A 24,424-nucleotide genomic window follows, 5' to 3' on the forward strand; every position below is an offset into this window, starting at 1 on the left:
ACGGAACCGAACGGGCCCGAAGAACAGCCTTTCTGACGAGAAAGAGACGAACACGGTGACGGCTGACATCACTTCCGCATCCCTTCCCCGGCACGCCGAGCACGAGCCGATCGCGGTGGTCGGGCTGGCCTGCCGGCTGCCCCGGGCCGCGACTCCCGAGGAGTTCTGGCGGTTGCTCAGCGACGGGGTCGACGCCATCACCGAGGCCCCAGAAGGCCGGTGGGAGAGCGCGGAGTTGCCGCTCCGGTACGGCGGATTCCTGGACCACATCGACCAGTTCGACCCGGCGTTCTTCAGCATCTCCCCGCGCGAAGCGGCCGCCATGGACCCGCAGCAGCGGCTGATGCTGGAACTCAGCTGGGAGGCCCTGGAGAACGCCGGCGTGGTGCCCGGTGCGCTGCAGGACAGCCGCACCGGCGTCTTCGTCGGCACGGTCTGGGACGACTACGCCACCCTCGCGTACCAGCAGGGCATGGCGGCGATCGGCCGGCACACCCTGACCGGTTCGCATCGCAGCATCATCGCCAACCGGGTCTCCTACACGCTAGGCCTGCAGGGCCCCAGCCTCACCGTCGACACCGGTCAGTCCTCCTCGCTGGTCGCCGTGCACCTGGCCTGCGAGAGCCTGCGGCGCGGCGAGTCCACCGTGGCCATCGCGGGCGGGGTGAACCTGAACATCCTGCCGCAGAGCACCATGAGCAGTGTCCGGTTCGGCGGCCTGTCCCCGGACGGGCGGTGCTTCACCTTCGACGCCAGGGCCAACGGCTACGTGCGGGGCGAGGGCGGTGGCGCGGTGGTGCTCAAGCCGCTGTCGCGCGCGCTCGCCGACGGTGACCGGATCTACTGCGTCATCTCCGGCAGCGCGGTCAACAACGACGGGGCCTCCGAAGGACTGACCGTGCCGAGTGCCGAGGGGCAGCAGCGGGTGCTGCGCGCGGCGTACCGGCGGGCCGCCGTGGACCCCGCCCGGGTCCAGTACGTCGAACTGCACGGCACCGGCACCCGGGTCGGCGACCCGATCGAGGCGTCCGCGCTCGGGGCGGTGCTGGGTGCCGGGCGGACGGCGGACGCACCGCTGCTGGTCGGCTCCGCCAAGACCAACGTCGGTCACCTGGAGGGCGCCGCAGGCATCGTCGGCCTGCTCAAGGTGGCGTTGAGCGTCAGCCACCGGCAACTCCCGGCGAGCCTGAACTACCGCACGCCCAACCCGGACATCCCGTTGGACGAGTTGCGGCTGCGGGTCCAGGACGAGTTGCGCGCGTGGCCGGACCACGAGGGCGAACTGCTCGCCGGGGTCTCCTCGTTCGGCATGGGCGGGACCAACTGCCATCTGGTGGTCGTCGAACCGCCGGCCGTCCTGCCGGTCCCCGCGCCGAGCATCCCGGTGGTGCCCGAGCCGCTGCCCGTCCTGGTCTCCGCCCGGACCCGGCCGGCGCTGCGTGCCCAGGCCGCCAAGTTGCTCGGTCACCTGCATGAGCAGCCCGAACTTCCGGTGTCTGAGCTGGCGTTCGGGTTGGCGACGGGGCGGTCGGTGTTCGGTGAGCGGGCTGTGGTGTTGGGGGGTGATCGGGCGGAGCTGCTCGCTGGTTTGGCGGCGGTGGTGGCGGGGGAGCCGGCGGCGGGTGTGGTGTCGGGGAGTGCCGTGGATGGTGGTCGCACGGTGTTCGTGTTCCCGGGGCAGGGTTCGCAGTGGGTGGGTATGGCGCGGGAGTTGCTGGCTGAGTCTGCGGTGTTCGCGGCGGAGATCGCTGCGTGTGAGGAGGCGTTGGCTCCGTTCACGGACTGGTCGCTGACCGAGGTGCTGCGGGGTGCGGATGGGGCGCCCGGGTTCGATCGGGTGGATGTGGTGCAGCCTGCCCTGTGGGCGGTGATGGTCTCGCTGGCCGAGCTCTGGCGCTCGCTCGGGGTGGAGCCGGCTGCGGTGATCGGGCATTCGCAGGGTGAGATCGCGGCGGCTTGTGTGGCCGGCGCGCTGTCGCTGAGCGAGGCCGCCAAGGTGGTGGCGTTGCGGAGTCGGGCGTTGGCGTCGGTGGCGGGGTCGGGTGGGATGGTCTCGGTGCCGTTGCCCGAGGTTGAGGTGGTGTCGCGGTTGGCGTCGTGGCCGGGGCGGATCCATGTGGCTGCGGTGAACGGGCCTGGGTCGACGGTGGTGGCGGGTGATGTCGAGGCGTTGGAGGAGTTGCTGGCGGCGTGTGAGGTGGAGGGGGTGCGGGCGCGGCGGGTTCCGGTGGATTATGCGTCGCACACGCCGCACATGGAGGTGTTGCGTGAGCCGTTGGCGGAGGCGTTGGCGGGTCTGACGCCGCGTCGGTCCGAGGTCGCGTTCTACTCGACGTTGCACGGTGCCCGGATCGAGACGGACGCGTTGGATGGTTCGTACTGGTTCGAGAATCTGCGCAATCCGGTGCGGTTCGAGGAGGCGACGCGGGCGCTGGTGGCGGACGGTCATCTGGTGTTCGTGGAGAGCAGTGCGCATCCGGTGCTGACTGTCGGCATTGGCGAGACGCTGGAGAGTCTGGGTGCGGGCGGGGTGGCGGTGGGTTCGCTGCGTCGTGACGACGGTGGGTTGCGCCGGTTGTTGACCTCGTTCGCCGAGGCGCTGGTGCGGGGTGCGGTGGTGGACTGGCAGGTGTTCTTCGGCGGCGCATCGCGCCCCCTGATCGACCTGCCGACCTACGCCTTCCAGCGGCAGCGCTACTGGCTCGAGTTGTCCGACCCGGCGCCGACCGGCTCCGCTCGCCCCGCCGCCGCCAGGGCCATGGCGGCCGAGCCGGCCGACACCGATGACACCGGGACGCTCGCCGGGCGCCTGACCGGGCTGCCCGAGACCGATCGGACCCGGATCCTGCTCGACGTGGTGCGCACCGCCGTGGCGATCGTGCTCGGGCACGTCAGCGGCGACACCGTCGAGGGCGCCGACACCTTCAAGGGCCTCGGGTTCGACTCGGTGAGCTCGGTCGAGCTGCGCAACCGGCTGGCCGAGGCCACCGGCCTGCGGCTGCCGGCCGCCCTGCTCTTCAACCACCCGACCCCGAGCCGGCTCGCCGCCCACCTCGCCGCCGAACTGGCCGGGGCCGCTCCGGATCGCGCCACCGTGACCCGGTCCAGTGCCGGGCTCGACGAGCCGATCGCCATCGTCTCGATGAGCTGCCGCTACCCCGGTGACGTTCGCTCGCCCGAGGACCTGTGGCAGCTGGTGGCCGAGGAACGCGACGCGGTCGCGGACTTCCCGACGAACCGCGGCTGGGACCTGGACGCGCTCTACGACGCCGACCCCACCCGGCCCGGCACCACCTACACCCGCAAGGGCGGATTCCTCTACGACGCCGACCAGTTCGACCCGGCGTTCTTCGGCATCAACCCGCGCGAGGCCGCCGCGATGGACCCGCAGCAGCGGCTGCTGCTGGAGAACGCCTGGGAGGCGTTCGAGCGGGCCGGGCTGGACCCGGCCGCGCTGCGCGGCGAGCAGGTGGGCGTCTTCGTGGGTGCGATGGCCCAGGACTACGGCCCGCGGCTGCACGAGAGCGTCGAGGGCAGTGACGGCTACCTGCTGACCGGCAGCACCACCAGCGTGGCCTCCGGGCGGATCGCGTACGCCTTCGGCCTCGAAGGGCCCGCCGTCACCGTCGACACCGCATGCTCCTCCTCGCTGGTCGCGCTGCACCTGGCGACGCAGGCGCTGCGGCAGGGCGACTGCCGTCTCGCGCTGGCGGGCGGTGTCGCCGTGATGGCGAGCCCCGGGATCTTCGTCGAGTTCAGCCGGCAGCGCGGGCTCTCCGTGGACGGGCGGTGCAAGGCCTTCGCGGCCGGCGCCGACGGCACCGGCTGGGCCGAGGGCTCGGGCCTGGTGCTGCTGGAGCGGCTCTCCGACGCCCGGCGCAACGGCCACCAGGTGCTCGCCGTGCTTCGTGGCTCGGCGATCAACCAGGACGGCGCCAGCAACGGCCTGACCGCCCCCAACGGCCCCTCGCAGGAGCGGGTGATCCGGCAGGCGCTGGCCGGCGCGGGGCTCTCCACGGCGGACGTGGACGCGGTCGAGGCGCACGGCACCGGGACCACCCTCGGCGACCCGATCGAGGCGGGCGCGCTGCTCGCCACCTACGGCCAGGACCGACAGGCGGGCACGCCGCTCTACCTGGGCTCGCTGAAGTCGAACATCGGCCACTCCCAGGCGGCGGCCGGCATCGGCGGCGTGATCAAGATGGTCATGGCGCTGCGCCACGGCCGGCTGCCCCGCACCCTGCACGTGGACGCGCCCTCGCCGCACGTGGACTGGACCGACGGAGCCGTCGCGCTGCTCACCGAGGCCGTCGACTGGCCCGCCACCGGCCGCCCGCGCCGGGCGGGCGTCTCCTCGTTCGGCATCAGCGGCACCAACGCCCACGTGATCGTGGAGGAGGCGCCACAGGACCAACCGGTGGCGGCTGACGAACCCGCCTCGGCGCTGGGCGGCCCGCTGCCCCTGCTGCTGTCGGCCAAGGACGGCGCGGCGCTGCGTGCCCAGGCCGCCAAGTTGCTCGGTCACCTGCATGAGCAGCCCGAACTTCCGGTCTCTGAGCTGGCGTTCGGGTTGGCGGTGGGGCGGTCGGTGTTCGGTGAGCGGGCTGTGGTGTTGGGGGGTGATCGGGCGGAGTTGTTGGCGGGTTTGGCGGCGGTGGCTGCGGGGGAGCCGGCGGCGGGTGTGGTGTCGGGGAGTGCCGTGGATGGTGGTCGCACGGTGTTCGTGTTCCCGGGGCAGGGTTCGCAGTGGGTGGGTATGGCGCGGGAGTTGCTGGCTGAGTCTGCGGTGTTCGCGGCGGAGATCGCTGCGTGTGAGGAGGCGTTGGCTCCGTTCACGGACTGGTCGCTGACCGAGGTGCTGCGGGGTGCGGATGGGGCGCCCGGGTTCGATCGGGTGGATGTGGTGCAGCCTGCCCTGTGGGCGGTGATGGTCTCGCTGGCCGAGCTCTGGCGCTCGCTCGGGGTGGAGCCGGCTGCGGTGATCGGGCATTCGCAAGGTGAGATCGCGGCGGCTTGCGTGGCCGGCGCGCTGTCGCTGAGCGAGGCCGCCAAGGTGGTGGCGTTGCGGAGTCGGGCGTTGGCGTCGGTGGCGGGGTCGGGTGGGATGGTCTCGGTGCCGTTGCCCGAGGTTGAGGTGGTGTCGCGGCTGGCGTCGTGGCCGGAGCGGATCCACGTCGCGGCGGTGAACGGGCCCGGGTCGACGGTGGTGGCGGGTGATGTCGAGGCGTTGGAGGAGTTGCTGGCGGCGTGTGAGGTGGAGGGGGTGCGGGCGCGGCGGGTTCCGGTGGATTATGCGTCGCACACGCCGCACATGGAGGTGTTGCGTGAGCCGTTGGCGGAGGCGTTGACGGGTCTGACGCCGCGTCGGTCCGAGGTCGCGTTCTACTCCACGCTGCACGGTGCCCGGATGGACACGGACGCGTTGGATGGTTCGTACTGGTTTGAGAATCTGCGCAATCCGGTGCGGTTCGAGGAGGCGACGCGGGCGCTGGTGGCGGACGGTCATCTGGTGTTCGTGGAGAGCAGTGCGCATCCGGTGCTGACGGTGGGCATTGGCGAGACGCTGGAGAGTCTGGGTGCGGGCGGGGTGGCGGTGGGTTCGCTGCGTCGTGACGACGGTGGGTTGCGCCGGTTGTTGACCTCGTTCGGTGAGGCGCTGGTCCGGGGTGCGGTGGTGGACTGGCAGGTGTTCTTCGGCGCCGCGCCGCGTCGTCCGGTCGACCTGCCGACCTACGCCTTCCAACGGCAGCGCTACTGGATCACCGCGCCCGCCCGCACGGACGCGGCCGAGCTCGGCCTGGCCGGCGCCGACCACCCGCTGCTGGGCGCCCGGATCACCCTGGCCGAGGACGACGGGTTGCTGCTCACCACCCGGCTCTCCCGACACACCCACCCGTGGCTGGCCGACCACGCCGTACTCGGCACCGTGCTGCTGCCCGGCACCGCCTTCGTCGAACTGGCGCTGGCCGCCGGTGACCACCTGGGCTGCGGGCAACTGGACGAGCTGATGCTCCAGGCACCGCTGGTGGTCGCCGAGCACGGTGCCGTACGGGTGCAAGTCCGGGTGGGCGCGTCGGACGAGTCCGGTCGACGGACCGTCAGCGTGCACTCGCACCTCGAAGACGACGACGATGAGGCGCTCTGGACCTGCCACGCCACCGGCCTGCTGAGCGCGGCCGCGACGGGCGGGCGGCCCGAGGGCCTCACCGCCTGGCCGCCGGCCGGCGCGCGGCGGCTCGACCTCGACGACGTCTACCAGCGGCTGGCCGACCGGGGTTACGAGTACGGGCCGGTCTTCCAAGGGCTGCGCGCGGCCTGGCGCGCGGGCGACGAGCTGTACGCGGAAGTCGCGCTCGCCGAGGAGCAGCGTGCCGAGGCGGCCCGCTACGGCCTGCACCCGGCGCTGCTGGACGCCGCACTGCATCCGCTGGTGCTGGACCTCGGCGGCGCCGGGACCGACCCCGGCGCGCCGCCCCGGCTGCCGTTCTCCTGGACGGGCGTGCGGCTGCACGCGGTGGGCGCCGGCACGCTCCGGGTGTGGATCACCCCGGTCGGCGAGGACACCGTGGCGCTGACCGTCGCGGACGCCACCGGCGCCCCGGTGGCCTCGGTGGACGCGCTGGGGCTGCGGGCGCTCGCCCCGCAGGGGCTGGGCGCGGGACGGCACGGCGGCGCGCTGTACGAGTTGGGCTGGCAGCCGGTCGCGCTGCCCACCGAGTCGGCGGGTCCGGCCGGTGCCGATGAGTGGACGGTGCTGGGCGGCGGTGCGCTGGCCGACGGCCTGTCGGCGGCCGGCGCCCGGGTCGCGCCCTTCGCCGAGCTGGGTGAGCTGCTGGCCGCGCACGACGAGACGGCGGAGCTGCCCGGCCTGGTCCTGGCCGACTTCACCGGCCTCGTCATGGAAGCCGGCCAGGGCGCGGCAGCCGACCGGGTCACGGCCGACCCCGTCACGGCTGTCCACCAGGTGGCCCACCGGGCCCTCGCCCTGGTCCAGCAGTGGCTGGCCGAGCCGCGCACCGACCGGACCCGGCTGGTGCTGGTCACTCGCGGCGCGGTCGCGGCCGGGGACGGTCGGGTCGACGATCCGGCGGCCGCCGCCGCGTGGGGTCTGCTGCGCTCCACGCAGCTCGAACACCCGGACCGCTTCGGCCTGCTGGACCTCGACGACATGGCAGGGCCGGCGCTGTCGCCCGCCCTCCTGCATGCCGAGCCGCAGCTGGCTTTGCGTGGTGGCGCGGCCTTCGTGCCCAGGCTGGGCCGGGCCGCCACCGTTGCGGACGGCGGTGCCGCCGCCGTGACGCCGTTCGACGGCGAGGGCACGGTGCTGATCACCGGTGCGACCGGCACGCTGGGCGCCATGCTGGCCAGGCACCTGGTCGCCGAACACGGCGTGCGGCACCTGCTGTTGGCCAGCCGCAGCGGGCAGCAGGCCGCAGGCGCCATCGAGTTGGAGGCCGAACTTCTCGCGCACGGCGCCGCGGTCACCATCGCCGGCTGCGACGTCGGCGACCGCGCGGCCCTTGCGGAACTGCTCGAACTGGTCGATCCCGAGCACCCGTTGAGCGTGGTGATCCACGCGGCCGGGCTGCTGGACGACGGCACGGTGGAGGCGCTGGACGCCGACCGCCTGGACCGGGTGCTGCGGCCCAAGGCGGACGCGGCCTGGCACCTGCACGAGCTCACCGCGGGTCTCGACCTGCGGGCCTTCGTGCTCTTCTCCTCCGTGGTGGGGACCGCCGGCAACGGCGGGCAGGCCAACTACGGTGCGGCCAACGCCTTCCTGGACGCACTGGCCGCCCAGCGCCGGGCGCTCGGACTGCCCGCGACCTCGCTCGGCTGGGGCCTGTGGGCCGAGGCCAGCGGCATGACCCGGACGATGGCCTCGGTGGACACGGCCAGGCTCGGCCGGGCCGGCATCGTCCCGCTCGGCTCCGAAGAGGGGCTCGCTCTCTTCGACCAGGCCCTGACCGCGCCGGCCGCGCACCTGGTGCCGGTCCGGCTCGACCAGGCCGGGCTGCGCGCCCAGGCCGCGGCGGGCACGCTCGCACCCGTCTTCCGCGCTCTGGTCCGGACGGCCCCCCGGCGGGCGGCCGAGGCGGCGGGCGGCGGCTCGGCCCTGGCGGAGCGGCTGGCCGCGCTGCCACAGGCCGACCGCGAGCACGAACTGCTCGACCTGGTCCGGGCGCAGGTCGCGATCGTGCTCGGTCACGCGGACTCCGCCACCGTCGACCCGGGACGGGCCTTCAAGGAGCTCGGCTTCGACTCGCTGACCGCGGTCGAGCTGCGCAACCGGCTGAACGCGGCCACTGGGCTGCGGCTGCCGGCCACCCTGCTCTTCGACCACCCGACCGCCGCCGCGCTCGTCGCCCAGCTGGACCGGGAACTCCAGGGCCGCTCCGCCGAGTCCGGCCGGCCCGCCGTGGTGGGCGCGGCCGCGCCGGTCGACGAGCCGATCGCCATCGTGGCGATGAGCTGCCGCTATCCGGGGGAGATCCGTTCGCCGGAGGACCTGTGGCGGGTGGTCGCTGAGGGCGGCGACGTCATCGGTGGTTTCCCGACCGATCGTGGGTGGGATCTGGAGCGGCTCTACGATCCGGATCCCGAGCACAGCGGCACGAGTTATGTGCGGGAGGGCGGATTCCTGCACGAGGCAGCCGAGTTCGACGCGGACTTCTTCGGGATGAGCCCGCGCGAGGCGATGGCCACCGATCCGCAACAGCGGCTGCTCCTGGAGACCGCCTGGGAGGCGGTGGAGGCCGCCGGGATCGACCCGGCCGCCCTGCGTGGCAGCCGGACGGGCGTCTTCACCGGGGTGATGTACCACGACTACGGCTCGCGGCTGCAGCGCGCGCCGGAGGGCTACGAGGGGCTGCTGCTGGTCGGGAACCACGGCAGTGTGGCCTCGGGTCGGGTCTCCTACAGCTTCGGGTTCGAGGGTCCTGCGGTCACGGTGGACACGGCGTGCTCCTCGTCGCTGGTGGCGCTGCACCTGGCGGCGCAGGCGCTCCGCAGCGGGGAGTGCTCGCTGGCGCTGGCCGGTGGGGTGGCGGTGATGGCGACCCCGCACACCTTCGTGGAGTTCAGTCGGCAGCGCGGGTTGGCGCCTGATGGGCGGTGCAAGCCGTTCGCGGCGGCCGCCGACGGCACCGGCTGGGGTGAGGGTGTCGGGCTGCTGGTGCTGGAGCGGTTGTCGGACGCGCGGCGTAACGGGCATCCGGTGCTGGCGGTGGTGCGCGGTAGTGCGGTGAATCAGGACGGTGCGTCGAACGGGTTGACGGCGCCGAACGGGCCCTCGCAACAGCGGGTGATCCGGCGGGCGTTGGCGGTGGCGGGGCTGTCGGCTGCCGAGGTGGACGTGGTGGAGGCGCACGGCACTGGGACGGCGCTGGGGGATCCGATCGAGGCGCAGGCGCTGCTGGCCACGTACGGGCAGGACCGGCCGGCCGATCAGCCGCTCTGGCTCGGCTCGATCAAGTCGAACATCGGCCACACGCAGGCGGCGGCGGGTGTGGCGGGTGTGATCAAGATGGTTGAGGCGATGCGGCATGGTGTGTTGCCGCGGACCCTGCATGTGGACGCGCCGTCGCCGCATGTGGATTGGTCGGCGGGCGGGGTGTCGCTGCTCACCGAGGCCGTCGACTGGCCCGCCAATGACCGCCCGCGTCGGGCGGGGGTGTCCTCGTTCGGGATCAGTGGGACGAACGCGCACGTGATCCTGGAGCAGGCCGAGCCTTTCGAGGTCGAAGCCGCGTCCGAGGATGAAGGCGGCCCGGTGGCGTGGGTGTTGTCGGCGAAGGGTGCGGGGGCGCTGCGGGAGCAGGCCCGGCGGCTGCACCAGCACGTCTCGGAGCGTGCGGAGTTGCGCCCGGCCGAGATCGCGGCTGCGTTGGCGCATCGGGCGGGGTTGGCGCATCGGGCGGTGGTGGTCGGTGCGGATCGGGCCGCTCTGCTGGCTGGCCTCGAGGCGCTGTCCCGTGCTGAGTCGGCTGCCCAACTCACAATCGGCTCAGCGCGGGTGGCGGCGAAGCCGGTGTTCGTCTTCCCGGGCCAGGGTTCGCAGTGGGTCGGGATGGCGCTCGAACTGCTGGACAGCGCGCCGGTGTTCGCCGAGCGGTTGGCCGAGTGTGCGGCGGCGCTGGCCGAGTTCACCGACTGGTCGTTGCTGGAGGTGCTGCGTTCCGCGCCGGGTGCGCCCGGCTTCGAGCGGGTGGACGTGGTGCAGCCCGCGCTCTGGGCGGTGATGGTCTCGCTCGCCGAACTCTGGCGCTCGCTCGGCGTCGAGCCGGCCGCGGTCATCGGCCACTCGCAGGGCGAGATCGCGGCGGCCTGTGTCGCCGGCGCGCTCTCGCTGCGGGATGCGGCCATGGTGGTGGCGCTGCGCAGCCAGGCCCTCGGCGCGCTGGCCGGCACCGGCGGCATGGTCTCCGTCGCGCTGCCGGTCGACGACCTGCGCAGCAGGCTGGCGCAGTGGGCCGGCCGGATCGGCGTCGCCGCGGTCAACGGGCCGCAGTCGGTGGTGGTCTCCGGCGAGCCGCAAGCGCTCGACGAACTCCTCGCCGCCTGCGAGGCCGAGGGCGTCCGGGCCCGCCGGGTGCCGGTCGACTACGCCTCCCACTCCGACCATGTGACGGCGATCCGGGAGCGCCTGCTGGCCGACCTCGCCGGGCTCGCCCCGACCACGCCCACCATCGCCTTCCGCTCCACCGTCGGTGGCGGCGAGGCCGATGCCGGCCTGCTCGACGCCGAGTACTGGTACCAGAACCTGCGCCAGAGCGTGGAGTTCGAGGCCGTCACCAGCGAGCTGCTGCACCAGGGCCACACGGTCTTCATCGAGGTCAGCGCTCACCCGGTGCTGACCATGGCGATGCAGGAGACCTTCGAGGCGCAGGGCGTGGCCGCAGTGGCGGCCCCCACGCTGCGCCGTGCGGAAGGCGGCCTCGGTCGGCTGCTGATCTCGGCAGCCGAGGGATACGTCAACGGGCTCGACGTGCGCTGGCCCACCGGGCCGGCCGGCCACGGCGCCCGGACCGTCCCGCTGCCCGGCTACGCCTTCCAGCGCCGCCGCTACTGGCTGGAACCGGTTGCGGAGAACGCCGACGTCAGCTCCGCCGGACTGGCGACGGCGGATCACCCGCTGCTCGGCGCCTCGACCGAACTGGCCGCCGACGACAGCCTGTTGCTGACCGGTCGGCTGGCGCTGGACACCCACCCCTGGCTGGCCGACCACGCCGTGGCGGGGACCGTGCTGCTCCCCGGCACCGCGTTCGTCGAACTGGCCGTCGAGGCCGGCAACCACGTGGGCTGCGACACGATCGAGGACCTCACCCTGGAGGCGCCGCTGATCCTGCCCGAGCGCGGCGCGGTGCGCGTCCAGCTCGCGCTGGGCGCGCCCGACGGGCGGGGCAGCCGGCAACTCGGCGTCTACTCCCGCCCGGACGACGACGAGGACCCCACCTGGACCCGCCACGCCACCGGCCTGCTGCGCCCGGGTGACGGTGCGTCCGTCGCCCCGTCGCCCGACGGGGCCTGGCCGCCCGCCGGCGCCACCGCGGTGGCCCTGGATGGCGCATACCAGCGCCTGGCCGAGCAGGGTTACGGCTACGGCCCGGTCTTCCAGGGCCTGCGGGCCGCCTGGCAGGCGGGCGACCGGGTCTACGCCGACGTGGCCCTCGATGCCGACGACCGTGGCGCGGCGGCCGGTTTCGGCCTGCACCCGGCGCTGCTGGACGCGGCACTGCACCCCGTGGTGCTCGGCCTGCTCGGTGAGCGCGAGCCCGGCCTGCTGCCGTTCTCCTGGAGCGGCGTCCGGCTGCACGCGGTGGGCGCCACCGCGCTGCGCGTCACGATCGCTCCGCACGGCCCGGGCGGAATCTCGCTCAGCGCCGTGGACGGGACCGGGCAGGCCGTGGTCTCGGTGGCCTCGCTGGAACTGCGGCCGATCTCGGCCGACGGGCTCACCGACGCCCAGGACCCGGCCCGCCAGGCGCTGTTCGGTATCGACTGGACCCGCGTCGAGGCGGTGTCCTCGGTTGAGCCGGGCCACTGGGCGGTGCTCGCCCCGCAGTTCGGCGCGGTCGAGTTCGGCACGCCGCTGGCCGACGTGCCGGCCGTGGCCGCGCAGGACCCGCTGCCCGAGGCGGTCGTGCTGCCCGTGCTCCGCAGCCCCGGCTCCGACCTGGCCGGGCCGATCGATGCGGTGGCCGAATCGACCACCCGGGTGCTGCGGACGCTGCAGGACTGGCTGGCCGAGGAGCGGCTGGCCGGCACGCCGCTGGTCGTGCTGACCCGGGGTGCGGCGGCGGTCGGCGATCCGGCCGAGGTCACCGACCTCGCCGCGGCGGCGGTCTGGGGCCTGGTGCGCTCCGCGCAGAGCGAGCACCCGGGCCGGCTGATCCTGCTGGACGCCGACGAGTGGACCGCGCGGTCCGTCGCCGCCGCACTGGCGAGCGGCGAACCGCAGCTCGCCGTCCGGCGAGGGCACTGCCACGCCCCGCGCCTGGCCCGCCTCGTCCCCGCGCCCGACGCTTCGGCGCAGACTGCTCTGCAACAGGCCCTCCCTGCCGGTCGGTTCGGCGCCGACGGCACCGTCCTGATCACCGGCGGCACCGGCACCCTCGGCTCGCTGCTGGCCCGCCACCTGGTCGCCGAGCATGGCGTGCGCGACCTGCTGCTGACCAGCCGCAGCGGACCCGCCGCCCCCGGCGCGGCCGAACTCGTCGCCGAACTCAGCGAGTCGGGCGCCCGGGTTACCGTCGCCGCCTGCGACGCCGGCGACCGCGTGGCGCTCGGCGACCTGCTCGCGCTGCTCCCGGCCAGTCGCCCGCTGCGGGCCGTCGTGCACGCGGCCGGCACGCTGGACGATGGGACGGTCGACCGGCTGACGCCGGAGCAACTGGCCGCCGTGCTGCATGCCAAGGCCGCCGCGGCCTGGCACCTGCACGAGTTGACCGCGGACCTGGACCTCTCGGCGTTCGTGCTCTTCTCCTCCATCGCGGGCACCCTGGGCACGGCGGGGCAAGCCAACTACGCTGCCGCCAACGCGGTCCTCGACGCCCTGGCCGCCCAGCGCCGGGCCGCCTGCCGGCCCGCCCTCGCGCTCGCCTGGGGCCTGTGGGCCGACGGCAGCGGGATGACCGGCCACCTCGGGCAGACCGAACATGCCCGGATGGCGAGGACCGGACTCGCGCCGATGCCGGCCGAGTTCGCCCTCGCGCTCTTCGACGCCGCGCTCGCCTCGGACACCCACCTCGCGGTGCCGGCCCGGTTGGACCTCAGGGCGTTGCGGGCCCGCGCGGTCGCCGGCGACCTGCCGCCGCTGCTGCGGGGTCTCGTCCGCACCCCGGTGCGGCGCTCGGCCCAGGGCGGCGCCGACCCGGACGCGGCCACGCTGGCGGACCGGCTGCGGAACCTGCCCGAGGCCCAGCAGCGCGAGACGCTGCTCGCCCTGGTCCGCGGCGTGGTGGCCGCCGTGCTCAACCACGCCGGCGCCGAAGCGGTCGACCCGGCGCGGGCGTTCAAGGAGCTCGGCTTCGACTCGCTGACCGCGGTCGAGCTGCGCAACCGGCTGAACGCGGCCACCGGGCTGCGGCTGCCGGCCACCCTGGTCTTCGACCATCCCACCCCGAACGCGCTGGCCGGTCGGCTGCACAGCGAACTGCTGGGCACAGCAACGGCCTTGGTCCCTGTCACCGGGCTGCGTGGCGAGCTCGACGACGATCCGGTGGTGATCGTCGGCATGGCCTGCCGCTATCCGGGGGAGATCCGTTCGCCGGAGGACCTGTGGCGGGTGGTCGCTGAAGGCGGCGACGTCATCGGTGGTTTCCCGACCGATCGTGGGTGGGATCTGGAGCGGCTCTACGATCCGGATCCCGAGCACAGCGGCACGAGTTATGTGCGGGAGGGTGGATTCCTGTACGAGGCGGCGGAGTTCGACGCGGACTTCTTCGGGATGAGCCCGCGCGAGGCGCTGGCCACCGACCCGCAACAGCGGCTGCTGCTGGAGACCGGCTGGGAGGCGCTGGAGCGGGCGGGGATCGACCCGGCCACGCTGGCGGGCAGCGACACCGGGGTGTTCACCGGCGTGATGTACGACGACTACGGCTCCCGGCACAACCAGGCCCCGGACGGCTTCGAGGGCTACCTGGTCAGCGGCAGCGCGGGCAGTGTGGCCTCGGGTCGGGTCTCCTACAGCTTCGGGTTCGAGGGTCCTGCGGTCACCGTGGACACGGCCTGCTCCTCGTCGCTGGTGGCGCTGCACCTGGCGGCGCAGGCGCTGCGCGGCGGGGAGTGCTCGCTGGCGCTGGCCGGCGGCGTGGCGGTGATGGCCACTCCGGCGGTGTTCGTGGAGTTCAGCCGGCAGCGCGGGTTGGCGCCGGACGGGCGGTGCAAGCCGTTCGCGGCGGCCGCCGACGGCACCGGCTGGGGTGAGGGTGTCGGGCTGCTGGTGCTGGAGCGGTTGTCGGACGCGCGGCGTAACGGGCATCCGGTGCTGGCGGTGGTGCGCGGTAGTGCGGTGAATCAGGACGGTGCGTCGAACGGGTTGACGGCGCCGAACGGGCCCTCGCAACAGCGGGTGATCCGGCGGGCGTTGGCGGTGGCGGGGCTGTCGGCTGCCGAGGTGGACGTGGTGGAGGCGCACGGCACTGGGACGGCGCTGGGGGATCCGATCGAGGCGCAGGCGCTGCTGGCGACTTACGGGCAGGACCGGCCGGCCGATCAGCCGCTCTGGCTCGGCTCGATCAAGTCGAACATCGGCCACACGCAGGCGGCTGCGGGTGTGGCGGGTGTGATCAAGATGGTTGAGGCGATGCGGCATGGTGTGTTGCCGCGGACGCTGCATGTGGATGCGCCGTCGCCGCATGTGGATTGGTCGGCGGGCGGGGTGTCGCTGCTGACGGAGCCGGTGCCGTGGGAGGTGGACGGGCGGCCGCGTCGGGCGGGGGTGTCGTCGTTCGGGATCAGTGGGACGAACGCGCACGTGATCCTGGAGCAGGCTGAGCCTTTCGAGGTCGAAGCCGCGTCCGAGGATGAAGGCGGCCCGGTGGCGTGGGTGTTGTCGGCGAAGGGTGAGGGGGCGCTGCGGGAGCAGGCCCGGCGTCTGCACCAGCACGTGTCGGAGCGTGCCGAGTTGCGCCCGGCCGAGATCGCGGCTGCGTTGGCGCATCGCGCGGGGTTGGCGCATCGCGCGGTGGTGGTCGGTGCGGATCGGGCCGCTCTGCTGGTTGGCCTGGAGGCGCTGTCCCGTGCTGAGTCGGCTGCCCAACTAACTATCGGCGCAGCGCGGTTGGCGGCGAAGCCGGTGTTCGTCTTCCCGGGCCAGGGTTCGCAGTGGGTCGGGATGGCGCTGGAACTGCTGGACAGCGCGCCGGTGTTCGCTGAGCGGTTGGCCGAGTGTGCGGCGGCGCTGGCCGAGTTCACCGACTGGTCGTTGCTGGAGGTGTTGCGCTCGGCGCCGGGTGCGCCCGGCTTCGAGCGGGTGGACGTGGTGCAGCCCGCGCTCTGGGCGGTGATGGTCTCGCTCGCCGAACTCTGGCGCTCGCTCGGCGTGGAGCCGGCCGCGGTCATCGGCCACTCCCAGGGCGAGATCGCCGCCGCCACCGTCACCGGAGCGCTCTCGCTGCGGGACGGCGCACGCGTGGTGGCGCTGCGCAGCCAGGCGATCGGCGCGCTGGCCGGCACCGGCGGCATGATGTCCGTCGCGCTGCCCGCCGAGCAACTGACCGCCCTGCTCGCCGGCCGCGAGGACACCCTGTCCCTCGCCGCCGTGAACGGCGCCGCCTCGGCCGTCGTCTCCGGCGATCCCGATGCGCTGGCCGCGCTGCACGAGGAACTCACCGCCGCCGGGCACCGGGCCCGGATGATCGCGGTGGACTACGCCTCCCACTCGGTGCACGTCGAGCGGATCCGTGCCGAGATCCTGGAGCTGCTGGCGCCGGTCACCCCGCGCGCCACCACCATCCCGTTCCTCTCCACGGTCACCGGAACCGCGGTGGACACGACGGAGCTCGACGCCGACTACTGGTACCGCAACCTGCGCGGCACGGTGCGCTTCGACCTCGCCACCGCCGCCGCACTGGAGCTGGGCTGCTCGCTCTTCATCGAGTCGAGTGCTCACCCGGTCCTGGTGACCGGCATCCAGGAGACGCTGGAGCAGGCCGCCAGCCCGGCGGTGGCCGTGGGCTCGCTGCGCCGCGACGACGGCGGCTGGGACCGCTTCCTCGGCTCGCTGGCCGAGGCCCAGGTGCACGGCGGCACGGTCGACTGGCCCGCGCTGGTCGCGGCCCGGCCGGCCGCGCCGGTCGAGCTGCCGACCTACGCCTTCCAGCACGAGCGCTACTGGCTGGACGCGTCGCGGGAGTCCGGCGACGTGACCTCGGCGGGGTTGCACCGCGCCGACCACCCGCTGCTCGGTGCGGCGGTCGAACTCGGCGACGAGCAGGGCCTGGTGTTCACCGGGCTGCTCTCGCTGCGCACCCATCCGTGGCTTGCCGACCACGCCGTCACCGGCACCGTGCTGGTGCCCGGCGCCGGGCTGGTGGAGCTGGCCGCCGCAGCCGGTGCCACGGTGGGCTGCCCGCAGGTCGAGGACCTCACCCTGGAGAGCCCGCTGGCGCTGCCGGAGCAGGGCGGCGTCGAACTGCAGCTGTTCCTGGGTGCGCTGGACGAGACCGGCCGGCGCCGGATCGCCGTGTACGGGCGGGCGGCGGCTCAGCCGACCGAACAACCGTGGACCCGGCATGCGGCGGGCACCCTGGCGCCGGCCGAACCGGTCGGCCACGACACCGAGTGGGCCGCGCTCTGGCCGCCGGCCGGCGCCGAGGCCGTCGGCCTGGCCGATGCCTACGAGCGGCTCGCGCTGCGGGGCTACGACTACGGCCCCGCCTTCCAGGGGCTGCAGCGCCTCTGGCAGCGCGGCGAGGAGGTCTTCGCCGAGGTGCGGCTCGCCCCGGACACCGCCGCCGACGGCTTCGGCCTGCACCCGGCCCTGCTGGACGCGGCGCTGCACCCGGTGGCGCTGGGAGTCCTGGCGCCGACCGGCAGCGGGGACGCGGGCCGGGCCGAGGAACTGCGACTGCCGTTCGCCTGGAGCGGCACCGCCGTGCACCGCACGGGCGCCACCGAGCTGCGGGTGCGACTGTCGCCGGACGGCTCCGGCGGGGTGCGGATCACCGCGACCGACCCGCAGGCCGCCGCGGTGCTCAGCGTGGACGCGCTCTCGGTGCGGCCCATCTCGCCGGACCGGCTGACCGGTGGCACCGGCGGGACGCTCTACCGCACGGTCTGGACCGAGACGGTGGGCTCGGCGGCCGATGGCCCGGTCACCGGCTCGGCGCTGGACGACCTCACCGTGGCCTGGCTCGACCCCTCGGCCGCGGGCGACGAGGACGCCGCCGACGAGGGCGCCGCCCAGCCGCTGGACCTCGCGGCGCTCGGTGCCGCCGTCGAGGCGGGCGCCACGCTGCCGGACATCGTCGTGCTGCCGGTTCCGCCCGTTGCGGCGGACTCGGTCGAGCGCCTGCATGCTTTGGCAGCAACCGTTCTGACGGTGATTCAGCAGTGCTCGGCCGGCCCGCTCGCCGGAGCCAGGCTGGTGGTGCTCACCCGGGGCGCCGTGCCGGCGCGGCCGGGCGAGCCGGTGGCGGACCCGGCTGCGGCGGCGCTCTGGGGACTGGTCCGCACCGCCCAGGCGGAGCACCAGGACCACATCGTCCTGCTCGACAGCGATCAGCCGGTCGACGGCCCGGCCCTGGCGGCCGCGCTGGCCACCGGTGAGGAACAACTGGCCCTGCGCGCGGGCGTGTTCCTCGTCCCGCGGCTCTCGGCACGGGAAGCCGCCGAGCCGGCCACGGCGAGCCCGGCGTTCGCTCCGGGCGGCACCGTGCTGGTCACCGGCGGCACCGGCACCCTCGGCTCGCTGGTGGCCCGTCACCTGGTCGCCGAGCACGGCGTGCGCGACCTGCTGCTGACCAGCCGCAGCGGACCCGCCGCCCCCGGCGCGGCCGAACTCGTCGCCGAACTCGGCGAGTCGGGCGCCCGGGTGACCGTCGCCGCCTGCGATGTCGCCGACCGCGACGCGGTGGCGGCCCTGCTGGCCACGGTCGCGGCCGACCACCCGCTCACCGGGCTGGTGCACACCGCCGGTGTGCTCGACGACGCCACCCTCGACGCGCTGACGCCTGAGCGGCTCACCCCGGTGCTGCGCGCCAAGACCGACAGCGCCTGGCACCTGCACGAACTCACGCGAGCACACGAGTTGTCGGCCTTCGTCCTCTTCTCCTCGCTCGCCGGGACCGTCGGCAACCCGGGCCAGGCGGCCTACGCCGCCGCCAACGCCGGGCTGGACGCGCTCGCCGCGCACCGCCGTGACCAGGGCCTGCCCGCGGTCTCGCTGGCCTGGGGCCTGTGGGCCCAGGAGAGCGGGCTCACCGCCGGGCTGGGCGAGGCCGGCCGGGCCAGGCTGGCGCGGGCCGGGATCACGGCGATGAGCTCCGAGCAGGGTCTGGCCCTGTTCGACGCCGCGCTGACCGCCGTCGAACCCGCGCTGGTCGCGGCCCGGTTCGACACCGTGGCCCTGCGGGCGCAGGCCGCCGCGGGGACGCTGTCGCCGGTGCTGCGCGGCCTGGTGCGCATCCCCACCCGCCGGGCGACGGCGCGCCCCGCCGCCGGCTCGGCGGCCGAGCTGCTGACCGGCCGCTCCGAGGCCGAGCAGCACCGGGTGCTGGTCGACCTGGTCCGCGCCGAGGTGGCCGCCGTGCTGGCGCACGGCAACCCGGAGACCGTCGACCCCGAACGGGCCTTCAAGGACCTCGGGTTCGACTCGCTGACCGCGGTGGAGCTGCGCAACCGGCTCAGCACCAGGGCCGGCTTGAAGCTGCCCGCCACCCTGGTCTTCGACCACCCCAGCCCTGCCGCGCTGGCGGCCTACCTGCGCACCAGGTTGCTCGGTGCGGTGGTGGGCGGGCCGGCGGTGGCGCCCGTGGCGGCGGCTGTCGATGAGCCGATCGCGATCGTCGGGATGGCCTGCCGCTATCCGGGTGGGGTGCGTTCGCCGCAGGAGTTGTGGCGGCTGGTGGAGCAGGGTGTGGACGCGATCGGGGAGTTCCCGACCGATCGTGGTTGGGATCTGGCGGGTCTGTACGACCCGGATCCGGAGCGGTCGGGCAAGAGCTATGTGCGGGAGGGTGGATTCCTGTACGACGCGGCCGAGTTCGACCCGGACTTCTTCGGGATGAGCCCGCGCGAGGCGCTGGCCACCGACCCGCAGCAGCGGCTGCTCCTCGAGACCACCTGGGAGGCGCTGGAGAACGCCGGGATCGATCCGGCCGGCCTGCGGGGCAGCGCGACCGGGGTGTTCGCCGGGATCATGTACAACGACTACGCCTCGCGCGTCCAGCGGATCCCCAAGGACCTGGAGGGCTTCCTGGTCAGTGGCAGCGCGGGCAGCATCGCCTCGGGCCGGGTGGCCTACACCTTCGGCTTCGAGGGGCCCGCGGTCACCGTGGACACCGCCTGCTCCTCCTCGCTGGTCGGCATGCACCTGGCCGCGCAGGCGCTGCGCCGGGGCGAGTGCGACCTGGCGCTGGCGGGCGGCGTGACGGTGATGGCGACGCCGGCGGCCTTCGTGGAGTTCAGCCGCCAGCGCGGCCTCTCCCCGAACGGGCGCTGCAAGTCCTTCTCGGCGGCGGCGGACGGCGCGATCTGGTCCGAGGGCGTCGGCATGCTGCTGCTGGAGCGGCTCTCCGACGCCCGGGCGCGCGGTCACGAGGTCCTCGCGGTGATCCGCGGCTCGGCGGTGAACCAGGACGGCGCGAGCAACGGGCTCACCGCGCCCAACGGCCCCGCGCAGGAGCGGGTGATCCGCCGGGCGCTGGCCGACGCGGGACTCGCCGCCACCGACATCGACGTGGTGGAGGCGCACGGCACCGGCACCACGCTCGGCGACCCGATCGAGGCGCAGGCGCTGCTGGCCACCTACGGGCAGGACCGCCCGGTCGACCAGCCGCTCTGGCTCGGCTCGATCAAGTCCAACATCGGCCACGCCCAGGCGGCGGCCGGGGTGGCCGGGGTGATCAAGATGGTGCAGGCCATGCGGCACGGTGTGCTGCCCAGGACCATCCACGTCGACGAGCCGTCACCGCACATCGACTGGTCGGCGGGCGCGGTCCGGCTGCTGACCGAGGAACTGCCGTGGCCCCAGCAGGGCCGCCCGCGCCGGGCCGGCATCTCCTCCTTCGGCATCAGCGGCACCAACGCCCACCTGCTGCTCGAACAGGCACCGCAGCCGGCCCCCGAGCCGCAGCCGGTGCAGGAGCCGCGGCCCGACGCCCTCGGCACCCCGCTGCCCTGGCTGCTCTCGGCCCGCTCGGCGGCCGCGCTGCGCGACCAGGCCGGGCGGCTGGGCGAACTCGTCCGGCAGCGCACCGACCTCGCGCCGGCCGACATCGCCCACGCCCTGGTGACCACCCGCGGCACGCTCGGACACCGCGCCGCGATCGTCGCGGCCGACCGGGCGGGCTTCCTCGACGGGCTCGACGCGCTCGCCGCGGCCGACTCCGCCGAACAGTTGGTGCAGGGTCGTGCCGACGGCTCGGACGGCCGGGCGGTGTTCGTCTTCCCGGGTCAGGGTTCGCAGTGGGTCGGGATGGCGCTCGAACTGCTGGAGTCCGCACCGGTGTTCGCCGAGCGGTTGGCCGAATGCGCGGCGGCACTGGCCGAGTTCACCGACTGGTCGCTGTTCGACGTGCTGCGCTCGGCGCCGGATGCGCCCGGCTTCGATCGGGTGGACGTGGTGCAGCCGGTGCTGTGGGCGGTGATGGTCTCGCTGGCCGAACTCTGGCGCTCGCTCGGCGTGGAGCCGGCCGCGGTGATCGGGCACTCGCAGGGCGAGATCGCGGCGGCCTGCGTGGCCGGCGCGCTCTCGCTGAGCGACGCCGCCAAGGTGGTGGCGCTGCGCAGCCAGGCGCTGGCCGCGCTGGCCGGCACCGGCGGCATGGTCTCGGTGCCGCTGCCCGCGCCCGCGGCCACCGAACTGCTCACCGCGTGGCAGGGCCGGATCCACCTGGCCGCACTCAACGGCCCCGGCGCCACCGTGGTGGCCGGCGAGCCGGTGGCGCTGGACGAGTTGCTCGCCCAGTGCGAGGCGACCGGCGTGCGGGCCCGCCGCATCCCGGTGGACTACGCCTCGCACACCCCGCACGTCGAGGCGATCGAGGACCGGCTCGCCGAACTCCTCCAGGACATCACCCCGCGCCCGGCCGGCGTCCCGTTCTACTCGACCGTCAGCGGTGAGCTGCTGCCCGACACCACCGTGCTCGGCAGCCGCTACTGGTACCAGAACCTGCGCAGTACCGTGCTGTTGGAGCCGACCGTCCGGGCGCTGCTCGGCGCCGGCCACCGCGCCTTCGTCGAGGTGAGCCCGCACCCGGTGCTGACCGGAGCGATCGGCGACACCGTGGACGAGGCGGGCGCCGTGCTCGGCACCCTGCGCCGGGACCAGGGCGGCCTGGACCGCTTCCTGCGCTCCGCGGCGGAGGCCCATGTCCAGGGCGTGGCGGTGGACTGGGCCGCCTTGGCCACCGGCGCGACCGGCCGGGTCGAGCTGCCGACCTACCCCTTCGACCGACGCCGCTACTGGCTGGACGCGCCGGCCGCCGAGGAGAACGCGGCCGGCCTCGGGCAGACCAGCACCCACCACCCGCTGCTCGGCGCCGCGATCGAACTCGCCGACGGCCAGGGCGTGGTGCTCACCGGCCGGCTGGCCGCCGACACCAGCCCCTGGCTCGCCGACCACGCCGTGCTGGAGACGGTACTGCTGCCGGGCGCCGCGTTCGCCGAACTCGCCCTGCACGCGGCCCGGTACGCCGACTGCGCGGGCGTCGCGGAGCTGACCGTCGAGGCCCCGCTGGTGGTGCCCGCCGCGGGCGCCGTGCAGCTGCGGGTCACCGTCGGCCAGGCGGACGAGGACGGCCACCGACCGGTCACCGTGCACTCCAGGGCCGACGACGGCCCGGACTGGACCAGGCACGCCACCGGCACCCTCACGCCGGACGCCCCGCAGCCGGCCGCCGCGGACCTCACGGCCTGGCCGCCGCCCGGTGCCCAGCCGCTGGAACTCGTGGACCCGTACGCCGCCTTCAGCGGATTCGGACTCGACTACGGCCCGGTCTTCCAGGGGCTGCGCGCCGCGTGGCGCCTGGGCGAGGACCTGTACGCCGAGATCGCGCTGCCCGAGGAGACCGAGGCCGGCGGCTTCGGCATCCACCCCGCACTGTTGGACGCGGCGTTGCACGTCGCGGCCCTGCAGACCCTGCGGGCCGGCGAGGGCGGGCTGCGCCTGCCGTTCGCCTGGAGCGGGGTGGCCCTGCAGGCGGCCGGTGCGACCCGGGCCCGGGTGAAGCTGTCGCCCAGCGGACCGGACGCCTTCTCGGTGACCCTCGCGGACCACACCGGCGCGCCGCTCGCCTCGGTCGCGTCCATGCTGGCCCGGCCGGTCACGGCCGAACAGCTGGCCAGGGCGGGCAGCCAGGCCCCGGCGCCCACTGCGGTCGGCTGGGTCCGGCACGCCGTGCAGCCGGCCGCCGCGCCCGGGCGCTGGGCCGTCCTGGGCGACCTCGCCTGGGCCGACAGCGGCGCCCACGCCGACATCGACGTGTTCGCGGACCCGGCCGCCCTGGCCGAGGCGCTGGCCGGCGGCCTGCCGGTGCCCGACCAGGTGGTGCTGCCGGTGCCCGTCGAGACGGGCGCGGCCGCCGAGGTCCCCGAGCGGGTGCACGCGACCGCCCGGCGGGTGCTGGAGACCGTCCAGTGGTGGCTGGCCGACGAGCGCTTCGCGCGGTCCAGGCTGGTCGTGCTCACCTCGGGCGCGGTGGCCGCCGTCGACGGCGACCGGCTCGCCGACCTGGCCGGCGCCGCCGTCCGGGGCCTGGTGCGGGCCGCCCAGCAGGAGGAGCCGGACCGTCTGGTGCTGGTCGACGCCGACCGGGTGGACCGGACGGACCTGGCTGCCGCGCTCGCCACCGGCCTGCCGGAGACGGTCGTGCGGGCCGGGACGGTGTACGAACCCCGGCTGGCCAGGGTGCCCGCCGCCACCGCGCAGGCCGCCGCGCTCGACCCCGAGGGGACCGTGCTGATCACCGGCGCGGGCGGCACCCTCGGCGGCCTGGTGGCCCGTCACCTGGTCACCGAGCACGGCGTCCGCCATCTGCTGCTGACCAGCCGGCGCGGCCCGGCGGCCCCGGGCGCCGACCGGCTGGCGGCCCAACTCGCCGAGCTCGGCGCCGAGGTGACCACGCTGGCCTGCGACACCGCCGACCGCGCGGCGCTGGCCGCGCTGCTCGCCGGGATCCCGGCCGAGCACCCGCTCACCGCGGTGGTGCACGCCGCCGGTGTGCTGGCCGACGCCACCACCGCCGCGCTCACCCCGAAGCGACTCACCGAGGTGCTGCGCCCGAAGGTCGACGCCGCCTGGCACCTGCACGAGCTGACCCGGGACACCGGCCTCGCCGCCTTCGTGCTCTTCTCCTCGGCGGCCGGCACCCTGGGCAACCCCGGGCAGGCCAACTACGGTGCGGCCAACGCTTTCCTGGACGCGCTGGCCCGGTTCCGCCAGGACAGCGGGGTCGGCGCGGTGTCGCTCGGCTGGGGCCTGTGGGCCGACGAGAGCGAGATGACCGAGCAACTCGGCGCGGCGGGCCGGGACCGGCTGGCTCGCGGCGGCATCGCCCCGATGTCCGCGGCGGACGGGCTCGCGCTCTTCGACGCGGCCCTGCGGCTGCCCCAACCGGCGCTGCTCACCGCCCGGTTCGACACGGCCGGGCTGCGTGCCCGGGCCGCCGAGGGGACCCTGCCGGGGATCCTCCAGCAGTTGGCGGGCGCCGGTACCCGGCGGCGGGCCGCCGAGGGCGCGGGGCCGCTGGACGCCGAGCAGTTGAAGCAACGGCTGGCCGGCCTCGCCGGAAAGGAGCGCCGCCAGGCGGTGATCGATCTGGTCCGGCGCCAGGTCGCGGCGGTGCTGGCCCACCCGACCCCCGACGCCCTGGAGATCCACCGCGGCCTGCTCGACCTCGGCTTCGACTCGCTCACCGCGGTCGAGCTGCGCAACCGGCTCAACCGGGTCACCGGGCTGCGCCTGCCCAGCACCGTGCTCTTCGACCACCCCACCATCAACGCCCTGTCCGAGCACCTCGATGGGCAACTCGGGGCCGGGGACAGCGATCCGCTGCTCCCGGTGCTGGCCGAGCTGGACCGCCTCGAAGGCACCCTCGCCGCCCTGCCCGCCGACAGCCGGATCGAGCTGCGGCTGGCGGCGCTGCTGGGCCGGCTGCGACCGGCCCAGCCGGCCGACGCAGGCGAGGAGGACCTGGAGTCGGTGACCGACGACGAACTGTTCTCCGTGCTCGACGACGAACTGGGGCGCTCGTGACCA

The 24,424-nt window shown here is 74.7% G+C and carries 1 protein-coding gene; it reads left to right on the forward strand.

Features of this window, described 5'->3' with window-relative positions; translation table 11 throughout:
• Positions 1–55: 55 nt before the first annotated feature.
• On the forward strand, positions 56–24,421 hold the full coding sequence (locus ABH937_RS17480) for a type I polyketide synthase (RefSeq protein ID WP_370218722.1): 24,366 nt from the start codon (positions 56–58) through the stop codon (positions 24,419–24,421).
• Positions 24,422–24,424 lie beyond the last annotated feature (3 nt).

The sequence above is a fragment of the Kitasatospora sp. GAS1066B genome, from assembly GCF_041262605.1.
GTDB lineage: Bacteria > Actinomycetota > Actinomycetes > Streptomycetales > Streptomycetaceae > Kitasatospora.